Annotated in this window: 23 protein-coding genes; 2 read left to right on the forward strand and 21 right to left on the reverse strand. The window is 44.9% G+C overall.

Annotated features, from left to right (window positions below; translation table 11 throughout):
- Positions 1 to 10 precede the first annotated feature (10 nt).
- From gspJ to FTU42_RS07085, 17 genes are all read right to left on the reverse strand, one after another.
- Positions 11 to 646 carry a type II secretion system minor pseudopilin GspJ gene (gspJ, locus tag FTU42_RS07005; protein ID WP_005170411.1) on the reverse strand — a complete coding sequence of 212 codons (636 nt, stop codon included), beginning with the start codon at positions 644 to 646 and terminating at the stop codon, positions 11 to 13.
- On the reverse strand, positions 643 to 1,044 hold the full coding sequence (gspI, locus tag FTU42_RS07010; RefSeq protein WP_252721253.1) for a type II secretion system minor pseudopilin GspI: 402 nt from the start codon (positions 1,042 to 1,044) through the stop codon (positions 643 to 645). The genes gspJ and gspI overlap by 4 nt, the downstream gene beginning before the upstream one ends.
- Before the next feature lie 106 nt (positions 1,045 to 1,150).
- Positions 1,151 to 1,702 carry a type II secretion system protein gene (locus FTU42_RS07015; RefSeq protein ID WP_100329620.1) on the reverse strand — a complete coding sequence of 184 codons (552 nt, stop codon included), beginning with the start codon at positions 1,700 to 1,702 and terminating at the stop codon, positions 1,151 to 1,153.
- Positions 1,703 to 1,716: 14 nt separating this feature from the next.
- A complete protein-coding gene (locus FTU42_RS07020) occupies positions 1,717 to 2,331 on the reverse strand; it encodes a TetR/AcrR family transcriptional regulator (protein WP_004645466.1) in 615 nt (204 codons plus the stop codon).
- Positions 2,332 to 2,371: 40 nt separating this feature from the next.
- A complete protein-coding gene (locus FTU42_RS07025) occupies positions 2,372 to 3,145 on the reverse strand; it encodes a TatD family hydrolase (RefSeq protein WP_180083201.1) in 774 nt (257 codons plus the stop codon).
- 27 nt (positions 3,146 to 3,172) lie between these two features.
- A complete protein-coding gene (locus tag FTU42_RS07030) occupies positions 3,173 to 3,514 on the reverse strand; it encodes a PilZ domain-containing protein (RefSeq protein WP_005170399.1) in 342 nt (113 codons plus the stop codon).
- 15 nt (positions 3,515 to 3,529) lie between these two features.
- Entirely contained in the window at positions 3,530 to 4,510 is a 981-nt protein-coding gene (locus tag FTU42_RS07035) for a DNA polymerase III subunit delta' C-terminal domain-containing protein (RefSeq protein ID WP_100535276.1), read from the reverse strand.
- Positions 4,511 to 4,524: 14 nt separating this feature from the next.
- On the reverse strand, positions 4,525 to 5,286 hold the full coding sequence (kdsB, locus tag FTU42_RS07040) for a 3-deoxy-manno-octulosonate cytidylyltransferase (protein WP_100329622.1): 762 nt from the start codon (positions 5,284 to 5,286) through the stop codon (positions 4,525 to 4,527).
- Positions 5,287 to 5,298: 12 nt separating this feature from the next.
- Entirely contained in the window at positions 5,299 to 6,303 is a 1,005-nt protein-coding gene (lpxK, locus tag FTU42_RS07045; RefSeq protein ID WP_180049101.1) for a tetraacyldisaccharide 4'-kinase, read from the reverse strand.
- Positions 6,304 to 6,306: 3 nt separating this feature from the next.
- Positions 6,307 to 8,034, reverse strand: coding sequence for a lipid A export permease/ATP-binding protein MsbA (msbA, locus tag FTU42_RS07050; protein WP_005097331.1), 1,728 nt, complete (start codon positions 8,032 to 8,034; stop codon positions 6,307 to 6,309).
- The gene (locus tag FTU42_RS07055) at positions 8,034 to 8,456 is read right to left on the reverse strand and encodes a biopolymer transporter ExbD (protein WP_004278885.1); all 423 of its coding nucleotides are present in this window, start codon (positions 8,454 to 8,456) and stop codon (positions 8,034 to 8,036) included. The genes msbA and FTU42_RS07055 overlap by 1 nt, the downstream gene beginning before the upstream one ends.
- 10 nt (positions 8,457 to 8,466) lie before the next feature.
- Positions 8,467 to 9,105: a MotA/TolQ/ExbB proton channel family protein gene (locus FTU42_RS07060; protein ID WP_005097334.1), complete on the reverse strand. Its 639-nt coding sequence runs from the start codon at positions 9,103 to 9,105 to the stop codon at positions 8,467 to 8,469.
- 33 nt (positions 9,106 to 9,138) lie between these two features.
- Positions 9,139 to 10,026, reverse strand: coding sequence for a ParB/RepB/Spo0J family partition protein (locus FTU42_RS07065; RefSeq protein ID WP_005097335.1), 888 nt, complete (start codon positions 10,024 to 10,026; stop codon positions 9,139 to 9,141).
- On the reverse strand, positions 10,023 to 10,805 hold the full coding sequence (locus tag FTU42_RS07070) for a ParA family protein (RefSeq protein ID WP_005170377.1): 783 nt from the start codon (positions 10,803 to 10,805) through the stop codon (positions 10,023 to 10,025). The genes FTU42_RS07065 and FTU42_RS07070 overlap by 4 nt, the downstream gene beginning before the upstream one ends.
- A gap of 25 nt (positions 10,806 to 10,830) precedes the next feature.
- Complete coding sequence (gene rsmG, locus FTU42_RS07075) at positions 10,831 to 11,463, reverse strand: 16S rRNA (guanine(527)-N(7))-methyltransferase RsmG (protein ID WP_005097338.1); 633 nt, start codon at positions 11,461 to 11,463, stop codon at positions 10,831 to 10,833.
- 85 nt (positions 11,464 to 11,548) lie between these two features.
- A complete protein-coding gene (gene murU, locus FTU42_RS07080) occupies positions 11,549 to 12,238 on the reverse strand; it encodes an N-acetylmuramate alpha-1-phosphate uridylyltransferase MurU (protein ID WP_180083202.1) in 690 nt (229 codons plus the stop codon).
- The gene (locus FTU42_RS07085) at positions 12,239 to 13,252 is read right to left on the reverse strand and encodes an aminoglycoside phosphotransferase family protein (RefSeq protein ID WP_180083203.1); all 1,014 of its coding nucleotides are present in this window, start codon (positions 13,250 to 13,252) and stop codon (positions 12,239 to 12,241) included.
- A gap of 121 nt (positions 13,253 to 13,373) precedes the next feature.
- Between FTU42_RS07085 and FTU42_RS07090 the strand changes: the two genes are divergently transcribed.
- Positions 13,374 to 15,827 (forward strand): LPS-assembly protein LptD, encoded by a 2,454-nt coding sequence (locus tag FTU42_RS07090; RefSeq protein ID WP_180083204.1) that lies wholly within the window; start codon positions 13,374 to 13,376, stop codon positions 15,825 to 15,827.
- Positions 15,827 to 17,134 carry a peptidylprolyl isomerase gene (locus FTU42_RS07095; protein WP_180001292.1) on the forward strand — a complete coding sequence of 436 codons (1,308 nt, stop codon included), beginning with the start codon at positions 15,827 to 15,829 and terminating at the stop codon, positions 17,132 to 17,134. The genes FTU42_RS07090 and FTU42_RS07095 overlap by 1 nt, the downstream gene beginning before the upstream one ends.
- 119 nt (positions 17,135 to 17,253) lie before the next feature.
- Here FTU42_RS07095 and hfq read toward each other — a convergent pair whose 3' ends face one another.
- The 4 genes from hfq to tsaE form a co-directional block, all read right to left on the reverse strand.
- Positions 17,254 to 17,787, reverse strand: coding sequence for an RNA chaperone Hfq (gene hfq / locus FTU42_RS07100; RefSeq protein WP_180083205.1), 534 nt, complete (start codon positions 17,785 to 17,787; stop codon positions 17,254 to 17,256).
- Positions 17,788 to 17,880: 93 nt separating this feature from the next.
- A complete protein-coding gene (gene miaA / locus FTU42_RS07105) occupies positions 17,881 to 18,825 on the reverse strand; it encodes a tRNA (adenosine(37)-N6)-dimethylallyltransferase MiaA (RefSeq protein ID WP_180083206.1) in 945 nt (314 codons plus the stop codon).
- 6 nt (positions 18,826 to 18,831) lie between these two features.
- Complete coding sequence (gene mutL, locus FTU42_RS07110) at positions 18,832 to 20,808, reverse strand: DNA mismatch repair endonuclease MutL (protein ID WP_180083207.1); 1,977 nt, start codon at positions 20,806 to 20,808, stop codon at positions 18,832 to 18,834.
- Complete coding sequence (gene tsaE / locus FTU42_RS07115; protein WP_005097351.1) at positions 20,798 to 21,277, reverse strand: tRNA (adenosine(37)-N6)-threonylcarbamoyltransferase complex ATPase subunit type 1 TsaE; 480 nt, start codon at positions 21,275 to 21,277, stop codon at positions 20,798 to 20,800. Before tsaE ends, mutL begins: the two co-directional genes overlap by 11 nt.
- Positions 21,278 to 21,314: the final 37 nt, after the last annotated feature.

A 21,314-nucleotide genomic window follows, 5' to 3' on the forward strand; every position in this document is an offset into this window, starting at 1 on the left:
TTTATGATTCTTAGCCGGGTTGACCTGTATTCTGATTATCAAGCAAAAAGTCCGTATTTAATAAACTAAACAGCCACTCATAGCTGACGCCATTCACGGTTAAATTGATTTTAATGCCTTTGGGCAAGCGCTGTTTCTGCTCTAGCTGATTTAAATCCATAGAAGAATCAGGCCACTGTGTGAGTTCATTTGGATTCAGCACCACAACCTGAAATTGCTCAACGTCCGATAATAAAATACTGGATTCAGGTTGATCACGACCGGTCTGATTCAGGTTGCGATATTTCAGTCGATACAGTTTTTGTTCATCGGCCCGATACTGATATTCAATGCGTTCATCTGGCGAAATACCCTCCTCCAGAGGATCAGTCACGCCAGTTTTACTAAAATTAAAACGGCCATTTTGCAAAACCAGAGCCGGTTGAATATCACTATTGATATTGGCCGTTAAAGGGACTGCCTGTACCGTATCCCGTAAAATTTGCTGATAGGTTTCCTGTAGCTGACCTAGACGCTGTTCATGTACTGCATTTTGATCTTTGGTTTTGACAATATAATCAAAAACTTTCCAGCCCAAAGCAGACAGTACCGCAAAGATTGCAATGGCAACCAATAATTCGACCAGGGTAAATCCTTTAGGCTTCATGGCGTATTGTTCATGCGATGATTAAAGAACATCAAGCTGCTGATCCCGGATGCAACTTGACCAGTCTCCTGATTGACCAGACTGACCTGTAGTTCAATACGCTGCACATTGGGACTGATCGTCGGTTCACTGCGCTTGTCAATTTGCCAGGTTTCGCCTTGCTGGGTCAGCTGTTTGGAGGCCGTACCATCCATCCATTGCTGATTGATTTCCATTTGAGCCACTTCGTTCAGGGCAACAAACTGTGCTTTGGTGCGCAGAATGGCATTCGAGGTTGACTGGGTATATTGCATCGCGACTTTGGTCAGCGTCATGGCTGCGGTGGCGAAAATTGCCAGTGCAACCATAACTTCCAGCAAGGTAAAGCCTGAGCTGCGATGAGTGAAATGCTGTTTCACCGCTGCGCAAGACGAAGAGCTCTGCTCGAAGTGCCCACAATGCAATCGATCAGCACTCGATTTAAATGGTTTGATCAGCCTGGAGCACACACTTTGCTTGAAAGATCTAGATTTCATTGATTTTACCCAGATGATCCACCTCAATCGCAGAGCCGACTTCGCGATCTTCTAAAAAGAACTGAATCCGTACCGGCTTGACCTCACCATTCCCCAGCCAGATCAATTGAGGAGAATTCACCTGCGTCAGATCACGATTTTGCGCACGGGCATAACGCTGTTGTTCTAGCCCCTGAATCCGAAAAGACACATGATCCGGCAGCTTACGTAATTTAAATTCTGTATAACTCTGCCATTTTTCATTTTGCAGGTTCTGTTCAGTCTGCGCTGCTGAACGATATTCTACAATCCCATAACGAAATGGCGAGACATCGGTCGCGGGTTGCATATCAAGCGCCAGTATTCTGGACTGGTCATTCGCCTCACGCATGACCCGCTGCAAGTCTAATAACAAAATCTCGCGTGCCTGCATGGCCTTACGCTGATCGACACCACTGGTATTCAGCAATACCAGTGAGGCCATGATTCCCATAATCACAATCACCACCATCAATTCGATGAGGGTAAAGCCACGAACTGCGCTGTGAGATGATCTGATCATACTAAGCTCTAACCTTAGGCAAACTGCTCGGCAGAATGCACCTGCTTTGGCAAAGCCAGTGCTTGATCGATATAGGCCACGCGCAAGGTATCGCGTGAACCCAGATAACGCTGATAAAAACTGGAATTGAGAATTGCAGCGGCGCCATGGGTCAGTGACCAGATCGACGCCAGATAGTCACGCACCGACATGCGGCTATGAATTGAAACCAGATAACTTTCTGTCATGCGGATGATCAGGCGTAAACGCTGTTTGCGTACCTGATACAGTTCACTGAATAGATGCTGAATTCCCACGCCAGTCGTCGACAGACGTTCTTCAATCTGATGGAACAGCACCGTACGTTCCGGATGATGTAAATGGTGCAACATAAAGAAGGCCAGATGTTCAGGAAAAGCTTTATCACTATCCTGAATCATTTCCAGCAACATGCGCTCATTACGGATAATCAGCAACATATACAGTTCATCTTTACTCTGAAAATGTTTATAGAGTGTCCCTTTGGCCAGATCAAGTTCAGCAGCAAGCGCATCTAGCGTCATTCCTGCTTCACCATTTTCCAGCAGGAGCTGCTCTGCGACTTGAAAAATCAAGGTTTCTCTTGCTCGAAACTGAGCCTGACGATCCATCTTCACCCTATAAACTCTCTTGTACTTTATATAACTTTATTTACTTTAAATTTAGAAGATTTTCAAAGTTCTGCTTTGTGATAGAAGCCATTTCTTCTAGCGACTTATCATATACATCACAAAGCGCTTTGGCTACATAAGGAACGTATTTAGGTTCGTTAGATTTACCACGATATGGCATCGGCGCAAGATAAGGACTATCGGTTTCAATCAGTACACGATCCAGCGGAACCTGTTTGGCCACATCGCGCAGATCCTGGGCATTTTTAAACGAGATAATCCCGGAAAATGAGACATAATAACCGCAGTCTAAAACCGCTTTGGCAGTTTCCCAATCTTCAGTAAAGCAATGCAAGATGCCATGCGTGGATTTTTCCGCACGAATAATATCCACGGTATCATGCTTGGCAGCACGGGTATGTACCACCACCGGTTTCCTGGTCATTTGCGAAGCATGGATATGACGGGCAAAGCAGGCTTTTTGTTCTTCGACAAAATCTGTACTGTGATAATAATCCAGACCGGTTTCACCGAGTGCCCAGACTTTTTCAGGCTGTGCCAGCTCGACCAGATATTCGGTCGTGGCACGCGCCATGGTCGCAGCATCTTCGCAAGGATGTACCCCAACGGTATAACCGACATCCGGGTGACGCGCGGCAATTTTCGCCAGCGCGATATGATCATCCAGATCGACCGAGATACTCATGAACCTGGATACACCCGCTTCACGGGCCTGTGCGAGTGCCTGATCCAGATCACCGTTATACGGCGTTAAATCCAGCATCGTTAAATGACAATGGGTATCTACAAACACAATGCGTTCCTACCACAGCTAAATGAACTACATAGTGTAACTTTTACGCCCTTCAGATTTAAGACCTGCAACCAGACGATCTGCTTCATTTTTGAAATAAACACCCTTTTCACCGCTTAACTGGATGCCAAAGCCTTGTGGCTTGATGCCATTCTGCTTTTGCGAGACCCAGATCACTTTACCGGTTAAAGGAATTTTCTGGGTCTGTTCAGGCAAAGTGGTCAATACAAAAACTTCTTCACCCAGCTTGACCGGCTGCTTGGACGGAATAAACAGTCCACCACCCCATACATAAGGCATATAGCTGGCAAACAGTGTTTCAATATCAGGAATATTGGCCTGAATAATACCGCCCATACGTGGTTGCATGTGATTTCCCCTTAATTAAAGATTCATCAGCTTGATAAACAGCTCATCGATCACCAGATTGCTTTGAACATTCTGCTCGAGATATTGCTTGGAACGCTGAAAATCTTCATAAATTTTAAAAAGTGCTGCTAATGAATATTGTTCGGCAAGCACATTAAACTCAAGATCAATGTTTTTCACCGTTTGATTGAGCTTGACACAAATTAAATCGGACAACAAGTATTCAAACATGGGAGCAAATTCACCAAAGCTCAGGCTTTTGTTCCATTTGGTCGCAATTGCAAGCGGCATATTTTTTTGCATCACCAGTTTTTGCCAGTCTTGCAGGAATTCCTGACGCAGTGGCAGCCATGAACTTTGTGCAACCTCGAGTGCTTGTAAGGGCATCTGATTGGACAGGTTCATCAATAACTGTTGCTGGCTAGTGCCCGCATCTGGCAACTGTGCCTGAACATAATCACTAAATTGTTCTGCAGAAATCCGGTCTAAGGCAAAATGCTGCAAGCGACTCCGTATCGTTGCAGGCAATTTTAAATAATGATCTGCCAGCAAAATAATGACCGTATTGTCACCGGGTTCTTCTAGCGTTTTCAATAATGCATTGGCAGAGGAGATATTTAAGGCTTCCGCAGGTTCAATTACAATCACTCGCCAGCCATCGACGGTCTGCTGCACAAAAGGCAACAGATCACGAATCTTTTCAATCTTGATTTTGGCATTCTGTTTTTTATTGTCTTCGTCGGTGCTGATATGCACATAATTGGGATGCGTATCAGCCTTGAGCCATTGGCAACTGCCACATTCGCCACATGCACCAGAAGACTGCCGATTCAGACACAAGACCCAAGCCAGAAACTGCTGGCTAAATGCCTCCTTGCCACAGCCTTTTTTGCCATAAAACAATAAACCATGCCCAAGCTTGGGAAAACGTCCGGTCAGCGTTTCCCAAACCTGTTGCTGCCATGGATAAATCTGTGCATTGACATCAAAAGGCATGTATTCAACTCTTCTTAAGCAAAATGAGAAAGATCCATTTGATTCAATCGATCCAGATCTTCTTGAGTATCCACACCCGGTGGCAAATTGGCTTCAGCCACGGCAATCGCAATACGGTGACCATTTTCCAGTACCCGCAATTGCTCTAGGGATTCCAGTTTTTCCAGACCCCCCATCTCCCAAGTGACATATTCTTGAAGCAGTTTTACACGGTAAGCATATAAACCTAAATGACGATAGGCCTGATTATGCAGTTTTGCTTCAGCCAGTTTCGCGCCATCACGGTCATAAGGAATGGTGGCACGGCTAAAATACAAAGCTTGATTATGTTTGGACATCACCACTTTAACAATGCTGTCACGCTTAAATTCGTCTAGTTGATGAATCGGCTCACATAGCGTCGACATCGAAGAATCCGGTTGATCTTCTAGAAGTTGTGCCACCTGTTTCACCAGTTGTGCCGGCAATAAAGGCTCATCACCCTGCACATTGACAATAATATCGTGACTGTCCCAGCCTTTGATCCGCGCTACTTCACTGAGGCGGTCTGTCCCAGAAGGATGATCCACCGAAGTAATCACCACATCAACACCTTCGGCACGACAAACCTCAGCAATACGCTGATCATCGGTCGCCACACACAAATCATCAAAACCTTGTACTTTTTTGGCTTGATCCACCACACGCAGAATCATGGGACGACCATGAATGTCCAGCAAGGGTTTACCCGGCAAACGTGAACTGGCAAAACGTGCAGGAATAACAATGTGTTTCATACTGAATAAGCCTTAAGAAATTTGAATACCGTATTGTTGTAACTGTTGCTGCAAGACCGTATAGCAGGCTGGCGATAATACTGCATCGACTGGCACCACCCAGATATCCTGCTTAAAATCGGGATATTGTTTCAGTAATGCCATAATCTTGACTGCGTCTTTTTCCGTGGTAATGATCGGATTGGCATCATCAAACTGTAGATCCTCAATGTCATAATCATGATGATCGGGAAATTCATGACACTGGAATTGTTCTATGCCCAGATTTTTCAGGGTCTGATAAAAGCGTTGCGGAAAACCGATTCCCACCACGGCATAAAAAGCCGACTGAGAATCGAAGATTTTATTGTTGTCTTGATTGAGTAGATAAGGCTGTGATGCAGCCAGATGCATATATAGCTCAGAACTTGGACTTGCCGAATGTTCAATTACCGTTCCTGTTTCCAAGCGTGTCACCGGTTCACGCAGATAGCCTTCCGGAAGCAGTTTTTGGTTGCCCAGACCGCGATTATTGTCCAGTACAATCCATTCAATCTGACGATTTAAAGCCCAGTGCTGCAAACCATCATCACAAATAATCAGATCCAACTGATGTCTTTGCAGTAACAGTTCAATACTTTTTTGCCGGTTTGGCCCTACGGCCATCGGCACGCCCGTCGCCTGTACAATCAAGGCAGGCTCATCACCGACGACCTCAGGCAAGGTATTAAAATCCACATAAGCCGGAAATGGACCTTTGCCGCCATAACCACGGCTAATCACTCCAACTTTTACACCTTGTTGAGTTAAATAATCAACCAGATGAATCAGCAAAGGGGTTTTACCACTACCACCGACAGTGATATTGCCAATCACCATGACCGGAACCGGAGCACTATAGCTTGTCTTGATCCCTTTCTGGTACAGCCAGCGATTGCTGACAAAACCTAAACGATACAAGCATGACAAAGGACGCAGCACCACCAGCCACTTTGCCTGTGCATTCCAAGCATCCTGAATGATTTGCGCCAATGCCATAACTTATTGTTCCTCAAAATTACGTTGATGCAGCTGATAATAAGCCCCATGCAATGCAATCAGTTCTGCATGAGTCCCTTGCTCGACAATACACCCCTGATCCATGACCACAATACGATCCGCATTTTCAATCGTCGATAAACGGTGTGCAATCACAATGGTTGTACGATCTTGCATGGCCTGATCAAAGGCACGCTGAATAAAGTATTCGGATTCATTATCCAGGGCACTGGTTGCTTCATCCAGAATCAGAATAGAGGCATTTTTCAAAATCGCACGTGCAATCGCGATGCGCTGACGCTGACCACCAGACAGATTTAAACCTTGAGCACCCAGTTGGGTATCATAACCTTTTGGCAGAGCCATAATAAAATCATGTGCATAAGCGGCTTTTGCTGCTGCAATAATATCTTCATCAGTCGCACCTTCGAGCTGACCATAGGCAATATTTTCCCGCACAGTCCGATTAAACAGCACCACTTGCTGATTCACCATCGCAATCTGGGTACGCAAGGCAGTCAGCTCAAAGTCTTCAATCGGTTTCTGATCCAGTAGAAGCTGACCTGACGTTGTATCCTGATAACGTACCAGCAAATTCACCAGTGAGCTTTTACCGGCACCGGAACGCCCAACCAGAGCAACCGTTTCACCAGCTTTTACCTCTAAATTAAAATCACGAATGGCATGATGACCATCATCATAAAACAGGTTGACATCTTTAAACTGAATATTACCTTTTAAGCTATCGCTTAAAGTCCCGGTATTTTTTTCTTCGGGCATGTCCAGCAATTCAAATACCGAATGCGCTGCGGCCATACCCCGTTGAATTTTTTCATTGATATCGGTTAAAGCCTTGATTGGTCTTGCCAACATGCCCGCAGCCGTAATATAAGCCACAAATTCACCGGCAGAGGTATCGCCAAGGATCTGTGGACGCAAGGCAATAAACATGACAATACTGAGTGAAATAGACATGATCAGCTGAACCACAGGACTGTTCAACTGCTGCACAGCGACCATTTTCAAGCCACGACGCAAGTTTTCCAGCGAGTTCTGCTTAAAGCGTTCCTGCTCGTAACTTTGGCCGCCAAAACCCTTGACGATCAGGTTGGCATTGACCGTTTCCTGAACCACATGGTTGACATCCCCCATGGTATCTTGCACTTGCTGTGACAATTTACGCATCCGTCTAGCTGCCTTACTGATCACAAAGCCAATGACGGGTGCAAAAATCAGGATACACATGGTCAGACGCCAGTTGCTATATAGCAGATAGCCTAATAGCGCAATCGTAATCAAACCTTGTTGCAACAGGGTTCTTAACGCTTCTGTTGAGGCAGCGGTCAGTTGTTCCACGTTATACATGATCTTGGCAGTAATATGCCCGCTGGTATTGTCCAGATAATACTGAGACGGTAAACGCAGCAGTTTTGCAAAAACTTCCTGACGGATATTGAACACCAGATTACGGGAAATCACCGCAGTAAAATACCCCCCCATGAATAATCCCAGCCCACGAAAGAACATCAGGACAACCACTAAAAACGGGAAAAGCGAAGTGAAACTCTGGTCTTTGTCTTGAATGGCCTCAATAATATATTCCAGTAATTTAGCCACAGAAACTTCTGTAGCCGCATTAATAGAAAAACCGAGCAGGACAAGCAATCCGATGCCCCAAAAGGGTTTTAAATAACTTAAAAGGCGAAGATAGACCTTAAAATCGTGCTTCACTAATAACCTCGGGTAGGTACTTTGGTACTGATATTAATATTGACAAAGCCGAGCTGCCCGGCCACATCCATAACGCGAATCACGTCCTGATGGCTGGCTTTCGCGTCAGCGGCAATGACGAACATTAAATCACGGCGTTCATTAGAAATCTGTTTAATTGCAGTATTTAAATCTGCGACTTCTTTACTGGCCAAGGATTGACCATTGACTGCATAATGACCATTGGCATCCACAATCACTTCAACTTTCTGATCATAACTTTTAGGCGGAACACCCTGCGCATCTGGCAAGGTCAAGTTCATACGGCTCATTTGGCTAAATGTTGTCGATAACAGTAAAAAGACCAGAATAAACAGCAGACAATCAATCATAGGGGTCAGATTAATATGCACATCTTCAACCTGGTTGCGTTTGAATTTCATCATCCGCCTCCTAGCTGGCTTTTTGCATATCTTGGTCTATATCTGCAATATTGCGATAAAAAAGATCCGCATGAAACAAGGTCGCCTGCTGTTCAAGCTCCGCCACATATTCCTGAACCAGTCGCTGGAAGTAACGATGGGCAAAAAGTGCCGGAATCGCAATCAGCATCCCGGCTGCTGTGGTAATCAAGGCTTTGGAAATACCTGGCATCATCAATACCGGATCACTCCCAGTCCCCACATCGATCATCAGAAAAGATTCGATAATCCCAAGCACAGTCCCCAACAAACCCAGCAATGGCGCCACAGCACTTAAGGTTCCCAGAAAGTTAATATTCTTTTCCAGATAACCAATTTCCTGCGATGCCATCACTTCCATTTGTGCACGGGCATACTGTTCGCCCTGCGGCTTGCTGGCATAGCCTGCTGCAAATACCCGGCCTAAAGTACTGTGCTTCAATTCTGTACTTTGTTGAATTTTTTGCATGACTTGTGATGCATTTTGCACTGGACTCATCAGAAGTGTAGACGGAAGTACCGCTTTCCTCTTCAGGCGAATCAGGCGCTCGATCGAAATCGCCAACATAAAGATAGAACACAAGACCAGTGGCAGCATGAGCCAGCCACCCGCTTTAACCAATTCCCACATCTAATTTATTCCCCAATAAAAAAAATATATAAATTATTCATCTTCTAAAATAGAAAGAATGCCATCCAGCTCTTCTAAAGAATGATAACTAATGACTAATTTTCCTTTACCTTGTTTGTTATAGTCAATTTTCACATCAGCACTGAAACGCTCTGAAAGGCGCTGGGTCAATTGCTGAATATCCGGTGCAAGCGCTTGTTTTACTTTTTCTTGTTTAGGTGCATTAAAATCACGGACTAACTGCTCGGTTTGACGAACAGACAAGCTTTTTTCAATCACGATATCAGCGACTTTGAGCTGGTCTTTTGCCTTCAGCGTTAGAATCGCACGCGCATGCCCCATATCCAGCAGGCCTTGCTGCATAAAGTCTTTCACTTCTTCAGCCAGACTGAGCAGGCGAAGTAAATTACTGACCGTAGTACGTGCCTTGCCGACTGTGTCTGCAATTTCCTGATGGCTTAGACCAAATTCCTCATGGAAACGTTGCAGAGCCATGGCCTGATCAATCGGATTCAGATCCTGACGTTGGATGTTTTCAATCAGAGCCAATGCAATCGCGACCTGATCCTGAAGTTCGCGCACAATCGCAGGAATTTCAGTCAGACCTGCCAACTGCGCTGCACGCCAACGACGTTCACCGGCAATAATTTCATAAGGATAGCGTTCGTCATCGACCGGACGAATCACAATCGGCTGCATAATGCCGTGTTTTTCAATCGATGCCGCCAGCTCTTGCAAGTCTTGCTCGTTGATATAACGGCGCGGCTGGTATTCACCACGCTTGAGCAGGTTCACATCAATCTGTTTGAGCTGACCATGATCAAGACCTTGGGCTTCCATCTGTAATTTTTCTTTTTGAATTGAGCCTAGCAAGGCATCCAAGCCACGACCTTTAGCGAGTCCACGTTTCTTGACAGTCATGCTTTACTTCCTTTTTTCACTTTGCTTTTCTTTAATACTTCAGCTGCCAGATTTAAGTAAGCAACTGCACCCTTTGAGCTTTTTTCAAAATAAATCACCGGCAAACCGTGTGCTGGTGCTTCAGCCAGACGAATATTGCGTGGAATCACGGTGTCATACAGTTTTTTACCGAAATATTGTTCTAATTCTTCAGAGACATCACGGGTCAAGGCATTACGCGCATCATACATGGTACGTAATACACCGACTATTTGCAGGTCTGGATTCAATGCTTGCTGAATCCGATCGATGGTCTGGGTCAAATCAGCCAGACCTTCCAGTGCATAATATTCACACTGCATCGGAATCAGCACACCATCAACCGCTGCCAAAGCATTCACTGTAATCAGGCTCAGACTTGGCGCACAATCAACAATAATATAATCAAATGACTTTTCGACTTCTTGCAATGCATCACGCAGGATGAATTCACGTCCTTCTTGATCTGCAATTGCCAGCTCAACCCCAGCCAGATCACGGTTGGCACCCAGAACCTTATAACCGACCTCTGCCTTGGCGATCGCCGTTTCAATCGGCACTTCACCCAGCAATACATCGGTGACCGAATAGAGCAAGTCATTCTTTTGAATGCCCGACCCCATGGTTGCATTGCCTTGCGAATCCATATCGACCAGCAAAACGCGCTTTTTTAACACAGCTAAAGATGCTGCCAAATTTACTGCGGTTGTGGTTTTACCAACACCACCTTTTTGGTTTGCAATCGCAATAATTTGTGCCATGTTGCCCCCAATCCCTTTAAAATTCTTAAATACGTTTTAATAGCAGTAAATGACGCTGTTCGTCTAAGCGCGGAACTTTAAGTTCAATAATCTCACAACTAAATTCATTTTTTAAAGCAGTGACTTCATCTTCAGGAATTAAGCCTTTCATTGAGGCAATAATGGTCTGTTCATGCATATACGGTTTAGAGGCATCCACAAAGTCAGTCAGAGATGCAAACGCACGACTGGTAATCACATCAAATTGACCCAGCTCGTTAATGCTGTCTTCATTTTCTACACGCGTTTGCACCGCAATGACATTTTTAAGTTTCAGATCGGCAATAAACTGCTTCAGGAAACGAATTTTTTTACCGTTTGAATCGAGTAATACACATTCACGCTCGGGCTGACATAAAGCAATGATCATGCCCGGCATACCGCCACCCGTACCGATATCGAGCAGACGGCCCGCTGGCAGATCTTTTAGAATGCTGAGACTGTCCAGCAGATGCTTGACCAGCATTTCTTTCGGATCACGGATCGCAGTTAAATTATATGCTTTGTTCCACAGCACCAAAGCGTCCTGATACTTGAGTAATAAATTCAAAGCTTCTTCAGATAGCTCTAAACCCAAAGCCTGGCTACCCTGCTTTAGTTCTTGAAAAAACATGTGCATAAACAATCTACGCTCGAAAAAGTTAGGTGGAAGTATACCGTTTTCTATATCTTGTCATAGTAGGCAGTGCTTAGTGAATATTCACTTAAACAGACTTAGCTTCACGGATTGCCAAATCCAGTGCTGTCAAACGCTCGGGAGTTCCTACATCAACCCAAATACCTGTCAATTTTGAGGCAGCAACTTGATTATTCAACATCGCAGCCTTTAATAAAGGCGCCAGAGGACGCTTTCCAGCCTCTAAGCCTTCAAACATTTTCGGATCAAGTACGGATATACCGCTAAACGTCAGATTTTCACCCTCGACCTGCTGATCAAAGGTATAAGCCTTCCCTTCTGCAAGGGTGAAATCACCCTCTGGATGTTGCTGCGGATTTTCGACCAAGACCAGATGTGCCAAATTATCGTTCAGATCAACATCTAATAAAGGTGCAAAATCCATTGTGGTCCAGACATCACCATTTAATAGGATAAAAGGCTGATTACCCAAAAGCGGCAAGGCATGAATGATCCCGCCTGCCGTTTCCAGACCTTCACCTTCATGTGACCACAGAATCTTGACACCAAACTGTGAGCCATCACCCAGGGCTTGTGCCAGTTTTTCACCGAGCCATGCAGTATTGATCACGATTTCAGTGACGCCAATCGCAGCCAGTTTCTCGATATGCCAGACAATCAGCGGCTTGCCACCGACTTCAAGCAAAGGCTTTGGGGTATGCAGCGTTAAAGGCCGCATACGATTACCGAGGCCTGCGGCTAAAATCATCGCTTTCATTTAGGCAGCCACCTCATATGAACCATATTTTGCTTCAAAAGCCGGCATCACTTTTTCATGCATAAACTGCATAAAAGGCTGCAATTCTGGATAAGGTTTAGATTCTTCTAATAAATACCACATCACCCGTGGTAAATCTTTTAAATAACCGGACTTACCATCACGTTCAAACAGACGCACAAAAATACCCAGAATTTTGATATGACGTTGAATCGCCATCATATCGGCATCTTTCTTGAACTGCTCAAAATCACGGTCTTCTTTGGCTGAGGCTGGCAATAAATTATAAAAGGCTTCAAACCAGCGATAGACACGATCAGCATTCCATTGCACATAAGCATCACGGGTAATCGAGATCAGATCGTAGGTATCCGCACCAATCACCGCATCCTGAAAATCAATCACACCGAGTTCGGTTTCATTGTCAATTTTCATCAGATTACGGCTATGAAAATCACGATGCACAATCACTTGTGGCTGCGCCAGCGCTGCATTGGCCAGAATCGCAAAGCTACGTTTGATCAAGGCACTTTCTGATTCAGTCGGCTGGATCTTTAAGGCTGGCAACATCCAGTCAGTCAGCAGCTGCATTTCTGAGATCAGTTTTTCATAAGAGTATTCCGGAAAATGTCCTTCTCCAGCAATTGATTGCAGTTGAATCAGCTGCTTAAAGCTTTGCTCATAATAAGTATCCACCGTCTCTTCATTCAGCAGATTGGAAAGCAGGACATCGCCAAAATCTTCGAGCAGCAAAAAACCATTTTCCAGATCTTTAGCGACAATATGCGGAACACGCACGCCATGCGCATCAAAAAATTCATCAATCGTCACAAAAGGCACACAATCTTCTTTTTCTGGTGGTGCATCCATCAGCATAAATGTTTTATTATTCAGTTTGATTCGTGCATAACGACGGAAGCTGGCATCACCTGCTAAAAAATGAGTTTCAAATTGATCTGAACCGAGTACAGAGGCAATCCAAGATTGTATCAATTGTTCGCGTTGTGTATTCATTTGCAATTAATTCTAATACAGGCTGAGTTTTTAAAGTGCTAAGTGTAGCTACTTATCAACTTTTTCTCTATGATGCGACAATAATTAATTGCGATAAAAGCATGATTGGTTAATGAGACAAATGAAGCATCACTTTAAAATCAACCCTCTAGCGACTGCGATCTTAACCCTTTTATGTGGCAGCTCAGCCTCAAGCTATGCTGCATCAACTGTCTCATCCGATGTAAATGCAGAACAACTCAAACAGCGCATTAATGAGACCTATCCAGGTGAAGCCTTCTTTTCACAATACTATGTCGATAAATCCTCGGCTGAAGCGCAGCAACGCCAGGGACAGTATTTAAGTTCGGCTTATTGTGAAGGTGCCTGGGTTACCCCGATTGCCCCAGATGCAGCAACCGTTGCGCCAGATCAGGCTACATCCACCATTACTGCAGATTATGGTCACTACAATCCAGCAGGTGACTCTTATTTAGAAGGCAATGTCATCATTGACCAGCAAGGTCGCCAGATTCGTGCCGAACGAGTGACCATTGATCAGACCCAGACCTATGCCAAAGCAGCAGGTCAGGTACAGTTAGCACAAGGCGGTCTGATCTCACAAAGTGATGATATTAACTATAATTTAAAAACCCAACAGGGCGATTTAAACAACAGTTTCTATATTGCAGAGCAGCAACATGCCCACGGTCGTGCAGAAAAGATTGCCAAAACATCGACTGATACCATAGAACTGGAAAATGCCACTTACTCTACCTGCCCGCCTGAGCAAAAGCCGACCTGGAAAATACAGGCAGAAAAGATCAAGCTGAATCAGGAAACCGGACGTGGTGAAACCCGCAATACCAAACTGTATGTCAAAGACGTTCCGGTATTGGCAATACCTTATTTCAACTTCCCGATTGATGACCGCCGTACTACCGGCATTCTAACGCCAACTTTTGGTTTTACCAATGATGGCGGACTTGAACTCGGTGTTCCTGTTTATCTGAATTTGGCCCCACAGTATGATGCTACCCTCACGCCGCGCTATATTGGTGATCGTGGTGCCATGCTAGATGGCGAGTTCCGTTATCTGACAGAAAATTATGGTGAAGGTCGCATCTGGGGTGGCTATCTACCTTCGGATGAAAGTTATGATAATGAGGATCGTAAAAGCTTACATTACTTGCATAATTGGCAAATCAACGATCAGTTCTCGACCAATCTGGAATATAATTACGCCTCAGACAAAGATTACTTTGCCGACTTGGACAATAACCCGAACTCAAAAACTGACTTAAACCTGCGCCGCGCCTGGGAAGTCAATTATAAAAATGGTATTCCCGGCTTAAAGGCACAATTCAAAGTCGAAGATTTCCAGACACTCGATCCAACTGTACTGGATGAAGATCGTCCTTATGCACGTTTGCCACAGCTTTTAGTCAATTATAAAACTGGCAATCCACTCGGATTACAGCTTGAGTTTAATAACGATACTGCTTATTTCCAGAAAGACCTGAGAAATTTTGCTGATATCCCTCAAAATGATGACAAGATTTATCAACCAAGTGGCACCCGCATCTATAACGACTTTTCGGTGCGTTATAATCACTATAACCCGTGGTCGTTTTTTATTCCGGAAGCATCTGTACGCAACATCAATACCTTCTATGATGAGAAAACCCGAGACCGTGGTGGTTCTAGTGAAAGCCAGTCCATTGTGGTGCCACAATTCACACTGGACACCGGCTTAATTTTCGAAAAAGAAGGCACCTATTTACAGACCTTAACGCCTCGTCTGTTCTATGCCTATTCACCTTATGAAAACCAGCAGAATCAACCTAACTTTGATTCAGTCGTTGCTTCGATTAATTATGATCAGCTTTTCAGTGCGCGTCGCTTCTATGGCAACGACCGCTTGGAAGACAATAACTTTGCCTCTTTAGGCCTGAGTTATAGCCTGTTTAATGAAGAAGGTCTGGAACGCCTACGCGCGAGTGTCGGTCAAAGTTTCTTCTTTGAAGATCGCCGTGTCACACTGGAACAGGATGCAGACAAATTTGACCGTGAAAGCCATACAGGGCCTGTCATTCAGCTCACCAGTCAGCTATCGAATAATGTCCATGTCAATTTAAACTCCAGCTGGATGTCGAATGGTCAAAATGCGCAGCGTGATGTGCAGGTTTATTATACTGGCGATCAGGGCAATCTATACAACGTCGGCTATTTCTATCGTAAAGATATTCCGAACCGTCAAGACCGTTATGATCATATCGTCGGCTCCTTTATTCAGCCGCTTGCCAACAACTGGCGTCTGGTAGGACATGCGCAGTTTGACCTCGACAATAGTGTCGCACGAGAATATTTACTTGGGGTCAACTATGAGTCATGCTGTTGGGGAGTTTCTGTATATGGTCGTTCATATTACAATGACTTAGACGACGTTAATGATTCAAACGTCAAAGCCAAACGCGCTATTATGGCCGAGGTCAGCCTGAAAGGCTTAGGTGGGTTAAGCAGCAAACTCACCTCATTACTAGAAAATCGCATTCTAGGTTTTAACAATATCAATCAAACTTGGACAGAACGTTAATGAAGACAAAACAGTTAAAACAAATTTTTAAAGCGACTGCACTTGCGCTATGCCTTTCTTCAGCGATGACGACGTTTGCTGTTGCCCAACCTAAAGATGAAGTTGTAGCTGTGGTCGACAATAGTATCATTCTGCGTAGTGATCTGGCTCAAGGTGTAGCCGAGATTTCTCATCAGCTGCAAAAGCAAAATCAGACAGTTCCACCCCAACAATTTCTTGAGCAACAAGCCTTAGAGCAGCTCATTATTCGTCAGGCACAACTTGAACAAGTTAAACGCTACAATATTCGTCCCGATGAAAAATCCCTGAATGACGCAGTACTGAAAGTTGCCCGTGATTCGGGCTCAACCAGTCTGGAAGCTTTCCAGCAAAAACTGGATGCCATGGCGCCCAATACCTATGCTTCTTTACGCAACCGTATTGCGGAAGATTTAGCGCTGAATCGTTTACGTCAACAAGTCGTGACTTCACGGATTCAAATCACAGACCAGGATGTTAAAAACTTCCTAAATACCCCGCAAGGTCAGGCTTTACTCGGCAGCCAGGTACATGTGCTGCATTTACGTGTAAGCGGCGAAAATGCGGAACAGATTGCTACACAGGTAAAGCAAGAGCTGAATACCAGCAATGATATTCAGGCGATCAGCAAAAAATACAGCACTGGCGGCATTAAAGTCGAAGCTGCTGACATGGGCGTGAGAAGCCTGTCAGAAATTCCGGCAGAACTGGCTGCACGTGTCACGACCCTACAGCCAGGTCAAACCTCTGAACTCATTCCGGTTGCTGATGGGGTACATGTACTCAAGCTACTAGAACGTAAAGGTGGCGAACAAAAAGCCCTGGTTCCTCAATACTTGACCCGTCACATCCTGATTCAACCCTCTGAAGTAGTCAGTCCGGAAAATGCCAAACAGATGATTGACAGTTTATATAGCCGCCTGCAACAAGGCGAAGATTTTACTGTTTTAGCTTCAACCTTCTCCAATGATACCGGTTCAGCACGTGATGGTGGCAGTCTTGGCTGGGTAAGCCCTGGGGTAATGGTGCCTGAGTTTGAACAGCAAATGAAAAGCACCCCAGTGGGGCAGTTCAGTAAACCGTTTCAATCCCAGTTTGGCTGGCATATCCTGCAAGTCAGCGAAACACGTCAACAGGATATGACAGAGGAATATCAAGAACGTATGGCCCGTCAATTACTTGGTGAACGTCAGTTTGATGCCGAGCTGGACAGCTGGTTACGTGAAACACGTAGCAATGCCTATGTAGAAATCAAAGATCCACAACTGGATCCTAAACGTAATCGTTAAGCCCAGATCCATTTTAAAAAGCCAGCGCTAGATTGCTGGCTTTTTAATTTTTATCCATGCAAAACTTACAGGCATAAAAAAACCTCTCGATGAGAGGTTTTTTTAATTTTCAGACTCGATTAACGATTATTTTCGTCGTCTTGAGTATCTTCAAATTTAGTATCGTTGTCAAAGCCAGCGCCTTGACCACCAAAGCCACCTTGACCACCGAAGCCAGCACCTTGACCGCCACCGAAGCCGCCTTGACCACCAAAGCCACCACCTTGACCACCAAAGCCAGCGCCTTGACCGCCACCGAAGCCACCTTGACCACCAAAACCAGCACCTTGACCGCCACCGAAGCCACCTTGACCACCGAAGCCAGCGCCTTGACCGCCACCGAAACCACCAGTAGTACCTTGACCGCCAAAGCCAGCACCTTGTGGACCAGCAGGCGCACCAGCAGGACGAGGATTACGTGCAGGCACTACAGTTGAAATTGCATGCTTATAAACCATTTGGCTTACTGTATTTTTTAATAAAACCACGTATTGGTCGAAAGACTCGATATGACCTTGTAATTTAATACCGTTTACCAGAAAGATAGATACTGGGATACGTTCCTTACGGAGAGAATTCAAGAATGGATCTTGTAAAGTTTGACCTTTAGACATGTTATAACTCCAAAAAAAAATTAAAAATCAGCGCAAAAACTATCTCTATTTTTCAATTAAAAATTATAAAAAAGATAGTCCCTAAATTTTGCTTTATCCGTGACAGTTTCGCAAGTCTTGTTGAGCCTGCTGTAGCGTAAAATATGTTGTAAATTTATGCTTTTCTTGCAAAGACCTCAGCCACGTATATTGACGTTTTGCAAGTTGTCGTGTCGCAAATAAAGCTTTATCCTCCATTTCCTGTTGCTTTTCCTTGGTTTTGTCAGCATTTTTTAAGAATTCTATAGCTTGACGGTAACCTACCGAACGCATAGAAGGTAGATTTTCATTAAAATCGTATTTTTCAATTAAACTAACAACTTCATTTAAAAAACCGTTTTTCCACATCATTTGCAGACGTTGTTCAATACGCCCGTGTAATTCTAACCGATCTGGCATAAGTGCATAGTTATAAAAACTGTAACGATATGGTAAGTTTTTAGGTTGCTCTGCCTGTAGTTTTGTAATCGGCTCACCGGTCAGTTTAAACACTTCTAAGGCACGAATAATACGCTGCTTATCACTAACCTTGAATTTCTCCGCAGCAACGGGATCTACGGCACTTAATTCTGCATAAACAGCCTCCCAACCTTCTCGCTCGCCTTTGGCTTCAATTTCAGCACGAATCGTATAGTCGGCACTGGGCAGATTATCTGACAACCCCTCAAGTAAGGCTTTAAAATACAGCATGGTTCCACCCACCAATATCGGTGTTTTACCACGTGCATGAATATCATCAATTAACCGGCAAGCATCTTCAACAAAGTTTGCCGCAGAATAGACTTCGAGTGGACTGATAATATCGATCAGATGGTGCGGATAGCGCGCCAGTTCCTCTTTAGAAGGCTTGGCTGTACCAATATCCATTTCCCGATAAACCAGCGCAGAATCGACCGAAATCAGCTCGAATTTTCCCTGCTCATACAGTTCACATGCCAAAGCGGTTTTACCACTTGCAGTTGGCCCCATTAAATTGATGACCGGCAATTGATTGGACATGTAAAACTACTCTCCTCGAGCAAAAAGTTTGTCTAGTTGATTCAATGGAAAAGCGCGCCAAGTCGGACGGCCATGATTACATTGACTGGCAAATTCAGTGTGTTCCATCTGACGCAGTAAAGCATTCATTTCAGACAGGCTTAAAATGCGATGCGCACGTACTGCACCATGACAGGCCATACCTGCCAGAATCTGGTCACGTTTCTGCAATAGACCCTGTACCTGATCATTCGGATCCAGATCATTTAACAGCTCGGGAATCAGTGCATCAAAATCTGCTTTGTGCAAAATGGCAGGTACGCCACGCACAATCACCTGTTCATCACCATACTGGTCAATTTCAAGCCCCAAACGCATTAACTGCTCTTTGAGTTCTTCGACCCGCATCGCCTGCATTCGAGTGATGTTGACCACTTTGGGAATCAGCAATTGCTGTGATGTCCAGAATTCAGGTTTATCCCAAGCCGATTTCATTTGCTGCAAGACAATCCGCTCATGTGCTGCATGCATATCCACAATGATCAGCCCTTCGGTATTTTGTGCCAGAATATAAATCCCATGTAACTGGGCAATCGCAATCCCGAGTGGATGTTCATCGACTTTGGCCTGTATATGACTTTGCAAGGCTTGCTCTGCAACTTGTGGCTCATAGGCAGACGCTTGATCACGCAGCGGTGCCAGATAGCTTTGCAGGGCATTATTCAGCTGCTGCGAGCCTGCATAAGACGCATTATAGTCTCGCGCATAATGTACCGTTTGCGGCCGCGAAGATTCAAAGTCGGTCAGGACATCCGATGCCTCATTTTCATCTTTAGCAGCTACAGGTAGGTTAGAGGATAATTGCTGCTGCGCATGCGCAGTCTGGTGCAGGCTAAACTGTTCCTGATAACGCGGTTGCGGTACAAGTGCAACAGGTTCATCATCAACTTTCATCGCAGTTGCTAAATCAGCAGTTGCCGTCTGGAATTGTGCCAGAGTTTCTTTGGCATAATGCCGTACAAACTCATGTACTTCACGCTGATTCAGAAAGCGAATTTCATGCTTAGTGGGATGGACATTGACATCAACATTTTCAGGATCAACTTCTAAAAACAGCAAATAAGCCGCATGTTGATGGCCATGCAAAATGCCATCATAAGCCATCCGCAAGGCATGAGAAATGGTTTTGTCTTTGACAATCCGGCCATTGACATAGACATATTGCAAGTCGGCCTGTGCACGCGCATCTGAGGGATGACCAAGCCAGCCTGATAAACGCATGTTTATACTGTCAGCATCGATCCAATAAGCATTTTCAGTGAACTGACGACCCAATAACTGCTGTACCCGCTGGAAACGTAAAGCACCGCTGTCCGCCACGGGTAAATTCAGCTTGATGCTTTCATTATGTTCCAGCACAAACCGGATATCAAAATGCGTCAGTGCCATACGGCGTACAATTTCTTCAATGTGGCCAAATTCAGTGCCCGGTTTCTTTAAGAATTTACGCCGCGCAGGCACATTAAAAAATAAATCCTGAACCCGGATATGCGTCCCTTTCGAAGCCGCGACCGCTTGAATCTGCTGATGATCAAAAGCCGTACCGTTTACTTCTACCTGATAACCAATGCCATCCTCATTTTGACTGCTGATCATGGTCAGGCGTGAGACTGCTGCAATCGATGCCAGCGCTTCTCCACGAAAGCCTAAACTGCTGATCGCATACAGCTCATCGGCACTCTGGATTTTGCTGGTGGCATGACGCATGACGGCCAATGCCAGATCTTCAGCATGAATACCACGGCCGTTATCCATAATTTCAATTAAGGTACTGCCACCCTGTTCCACCCGGATGATCAGCTCGGTCGCACCCGCATCAATCGAGTTTTCCAGTAATTCCTTGACCACGGATGCCGGACGTTCAATCACCTCACCTGCAGCAATCTGGTTGGCCAGCGCAGGATCAAGGGCACGGATACGGCGTAGGCTTAAATCATTCGACATGTGAAAATTGACGCTCCAAAGCCTCTCGCAAAGCAAGATTAGAGGAAATCAGGCTTGCAGTACGGGTCAGTTCATCTTCAGATTTTAAAATTTCAATAATCAGGTCAGCTTGCGGAATTTCATCGCCACCTTTGGAGGGCCATTCAAATAAAAATAGCGCATTCGGAGTTTCCAGATAATCCCGGATTCCCATCAATTCGAGTTCATAGGGGTCATTCAGACGGTACAGGTCAAAGTGAAAAATATCCTGCCCATTGATCTGATACGGTTCGACCAGCGTATAAGTCGGACTTTTCACCGAACCTTGATGACCCAGCTGTTGCAAATAATAGCGCGTTAAGGTCGTTTTTCCTGCCCCCAAATCACCGATCAGATATACGACTCCCGCAGGGAAATTTTCGGCCAGAACCTTGGCCAGTTTCTGGGTATCGTCTTCATGATTTAAAGTGACATTAAATGAATAAGGCATATTACTCACGACATGATGCAAAAGAATAAATATGATA

Origin of the sequence: Acinetobacter sp. YH12102 (genome assembly GCF_013419125.1) — a bacterium.
GTDB lineage: Bacteria > Pseudomonadota > Gammaproteobacteria > Pseudomonadales > Moraxellaceae > Acinetobacter > Acinetobacter pseudolwoffii.

What these genes read in the sequence shown, in the direction of transcription:
- gspJ (WP_005170411.1), bottom strand. Translation starts at nt 646, where the DNA reads ATGAAGCCTAAAGGATTTACCCTGGTCGAATTATTGGTTGCCATTGCA.
- FTU42_RS07015 (WP_100329620.1), bottom strand. Translation starts at nt 1,702, where the DNA reads ATGATCAGATCATCTCACAGCGCAGTTCGTGGCTTTACCCTCATCGAA.
- FTU42_RS07020 (WP_004645466.1), bottom strand. Translation starts at nt 2,331, where the DNA reads ATGGATCGTCAGGCTCAGTTTCGAGCAAGAGAAACCTTGATTTTTCAA.
- FTU42_RS07030 (WP_005170399.1), bottom strand. Translation starts at nt 3,514, where the DNA reads ATGCAACCACGTATGGGCGGTATTATTCAGGCCAATATTCCTGATATT.
- FTU42_RS07035 (WP_100535276.1), bottom strand. Translation starts at nt 4,510, where the DNA reads ATGCCTTTTGATGTCAATGCACAGATTTATCCATGGCAGCAACAGGTT.
- kdsB (WP_100329622.1), bottom strand. Translation starts at nt 5,286, where the DNA reads ATGAAACACATTGTTATTCCTGCACGTTTTGCCAGTTCACGTTTGCCG.
- lpxK (WP_180049101.1), bottom strand. Translation starts at nt 6,303, where the DNA reads ATGGCATTGGCGCAAATCATTCAGGATGCTTGGAATGCACAGGCAAAG.
- FTU42_RS07055 (WP_004278885.1), bottom strand. Translation starts at nt 8,456, where the DNA reads ATGAAATTCAAACGCAACCAGGTTGAAGATGTGCATATTAATCTGACC.
- FTU42_RS07060 (WP_005097334.1), bottom strand. Translation starts at nt 9,105, where the DNA reads ATGTGGGAATTGGTTAAAGCGGGTGGCTGGCTCATGCTGCCACTGGTC.
- FTU42_RS07065 (WP_005097335.1), bottom strand. Translation starts at nt 10,026, where the DNA reads ATGACTGTCAAGAAACGTGGACTCGCTAAAGGTCGTGGCTTGGATGCC.
- FTU42_RS07070 (WP_005170377.1), bottom strand. Translation starts at nt 10,805, where the DNA reads ATGGCACAAATTATTGCGATTGCAAACCAAAAAGGTGGTGTTGGTAAA.
- rsmG (WP_005097338.1), bottom strand. Translation starts at nt 11,463, where the DNA reads ATGCACATGTTTTTTCAAGAACTAAAGCAGGGTAGCCAGGCTTTGGGT.
- murU (WP_180083202.1), bottom strand. Translation starts at nt 12,238, where the DNA reads ATGAAAGCGATGATTTTAGCCGCAGGCCTCGGTAATCGTATGCGGCCT.
- FTU42_RS07085 (WP_180083203.1), bottom strand. Translation starts at nt 13,252, where the DNA reads ATGAATACACAACGCGAACAATTGATACAATCTTGGATTGCCTCTGTA.
- FTU42_RS07090 (WP_180083204.1), top strand. Translation starts at nt 13,374, where the DNA reads ATGAAGCATCACTTTAAAATCAACCCTCTAGCGACTGCGATCTTAACC.
- FTU42_RS07095 (WP_180001292.1), top strand. Translation starts at nt 15,827, where the DNA reads ATGAAGACAAAACAGTTAAAACAAATTTTTAAAGCGACTGCACTTGCG.
- hfq (WP_180083205.1), bottom strand. Translation starts at nt 17,787, where the DNA reads ATGTCTAAAGGTCAAACTTTACAAGATCCATTCTTGAATTCTCTCCGT.
- miaA (WP_180083206.1), bottom strand. Translation starts at nt 18,825, where the DNA reads ATGTCCAATCAATTGCCGGTCATCAATTTAATGGGGCCAACTGCAAGT.
- mutL (WP_180083207.1), bottom strand. Translation starts at nt 20,808, where the DNA reads ATGTCGAATGATTTAAGCCTACGCCGTATCCGTGCCCTTGATCCTGCG.
- tsaE (WP_005097351.1), bottom strand. Translation starts at nt 21,277, where the DNA reads ATGCCTTATTCATTTAATGTCACTTTAAATCATGAAGACGATACCCAG.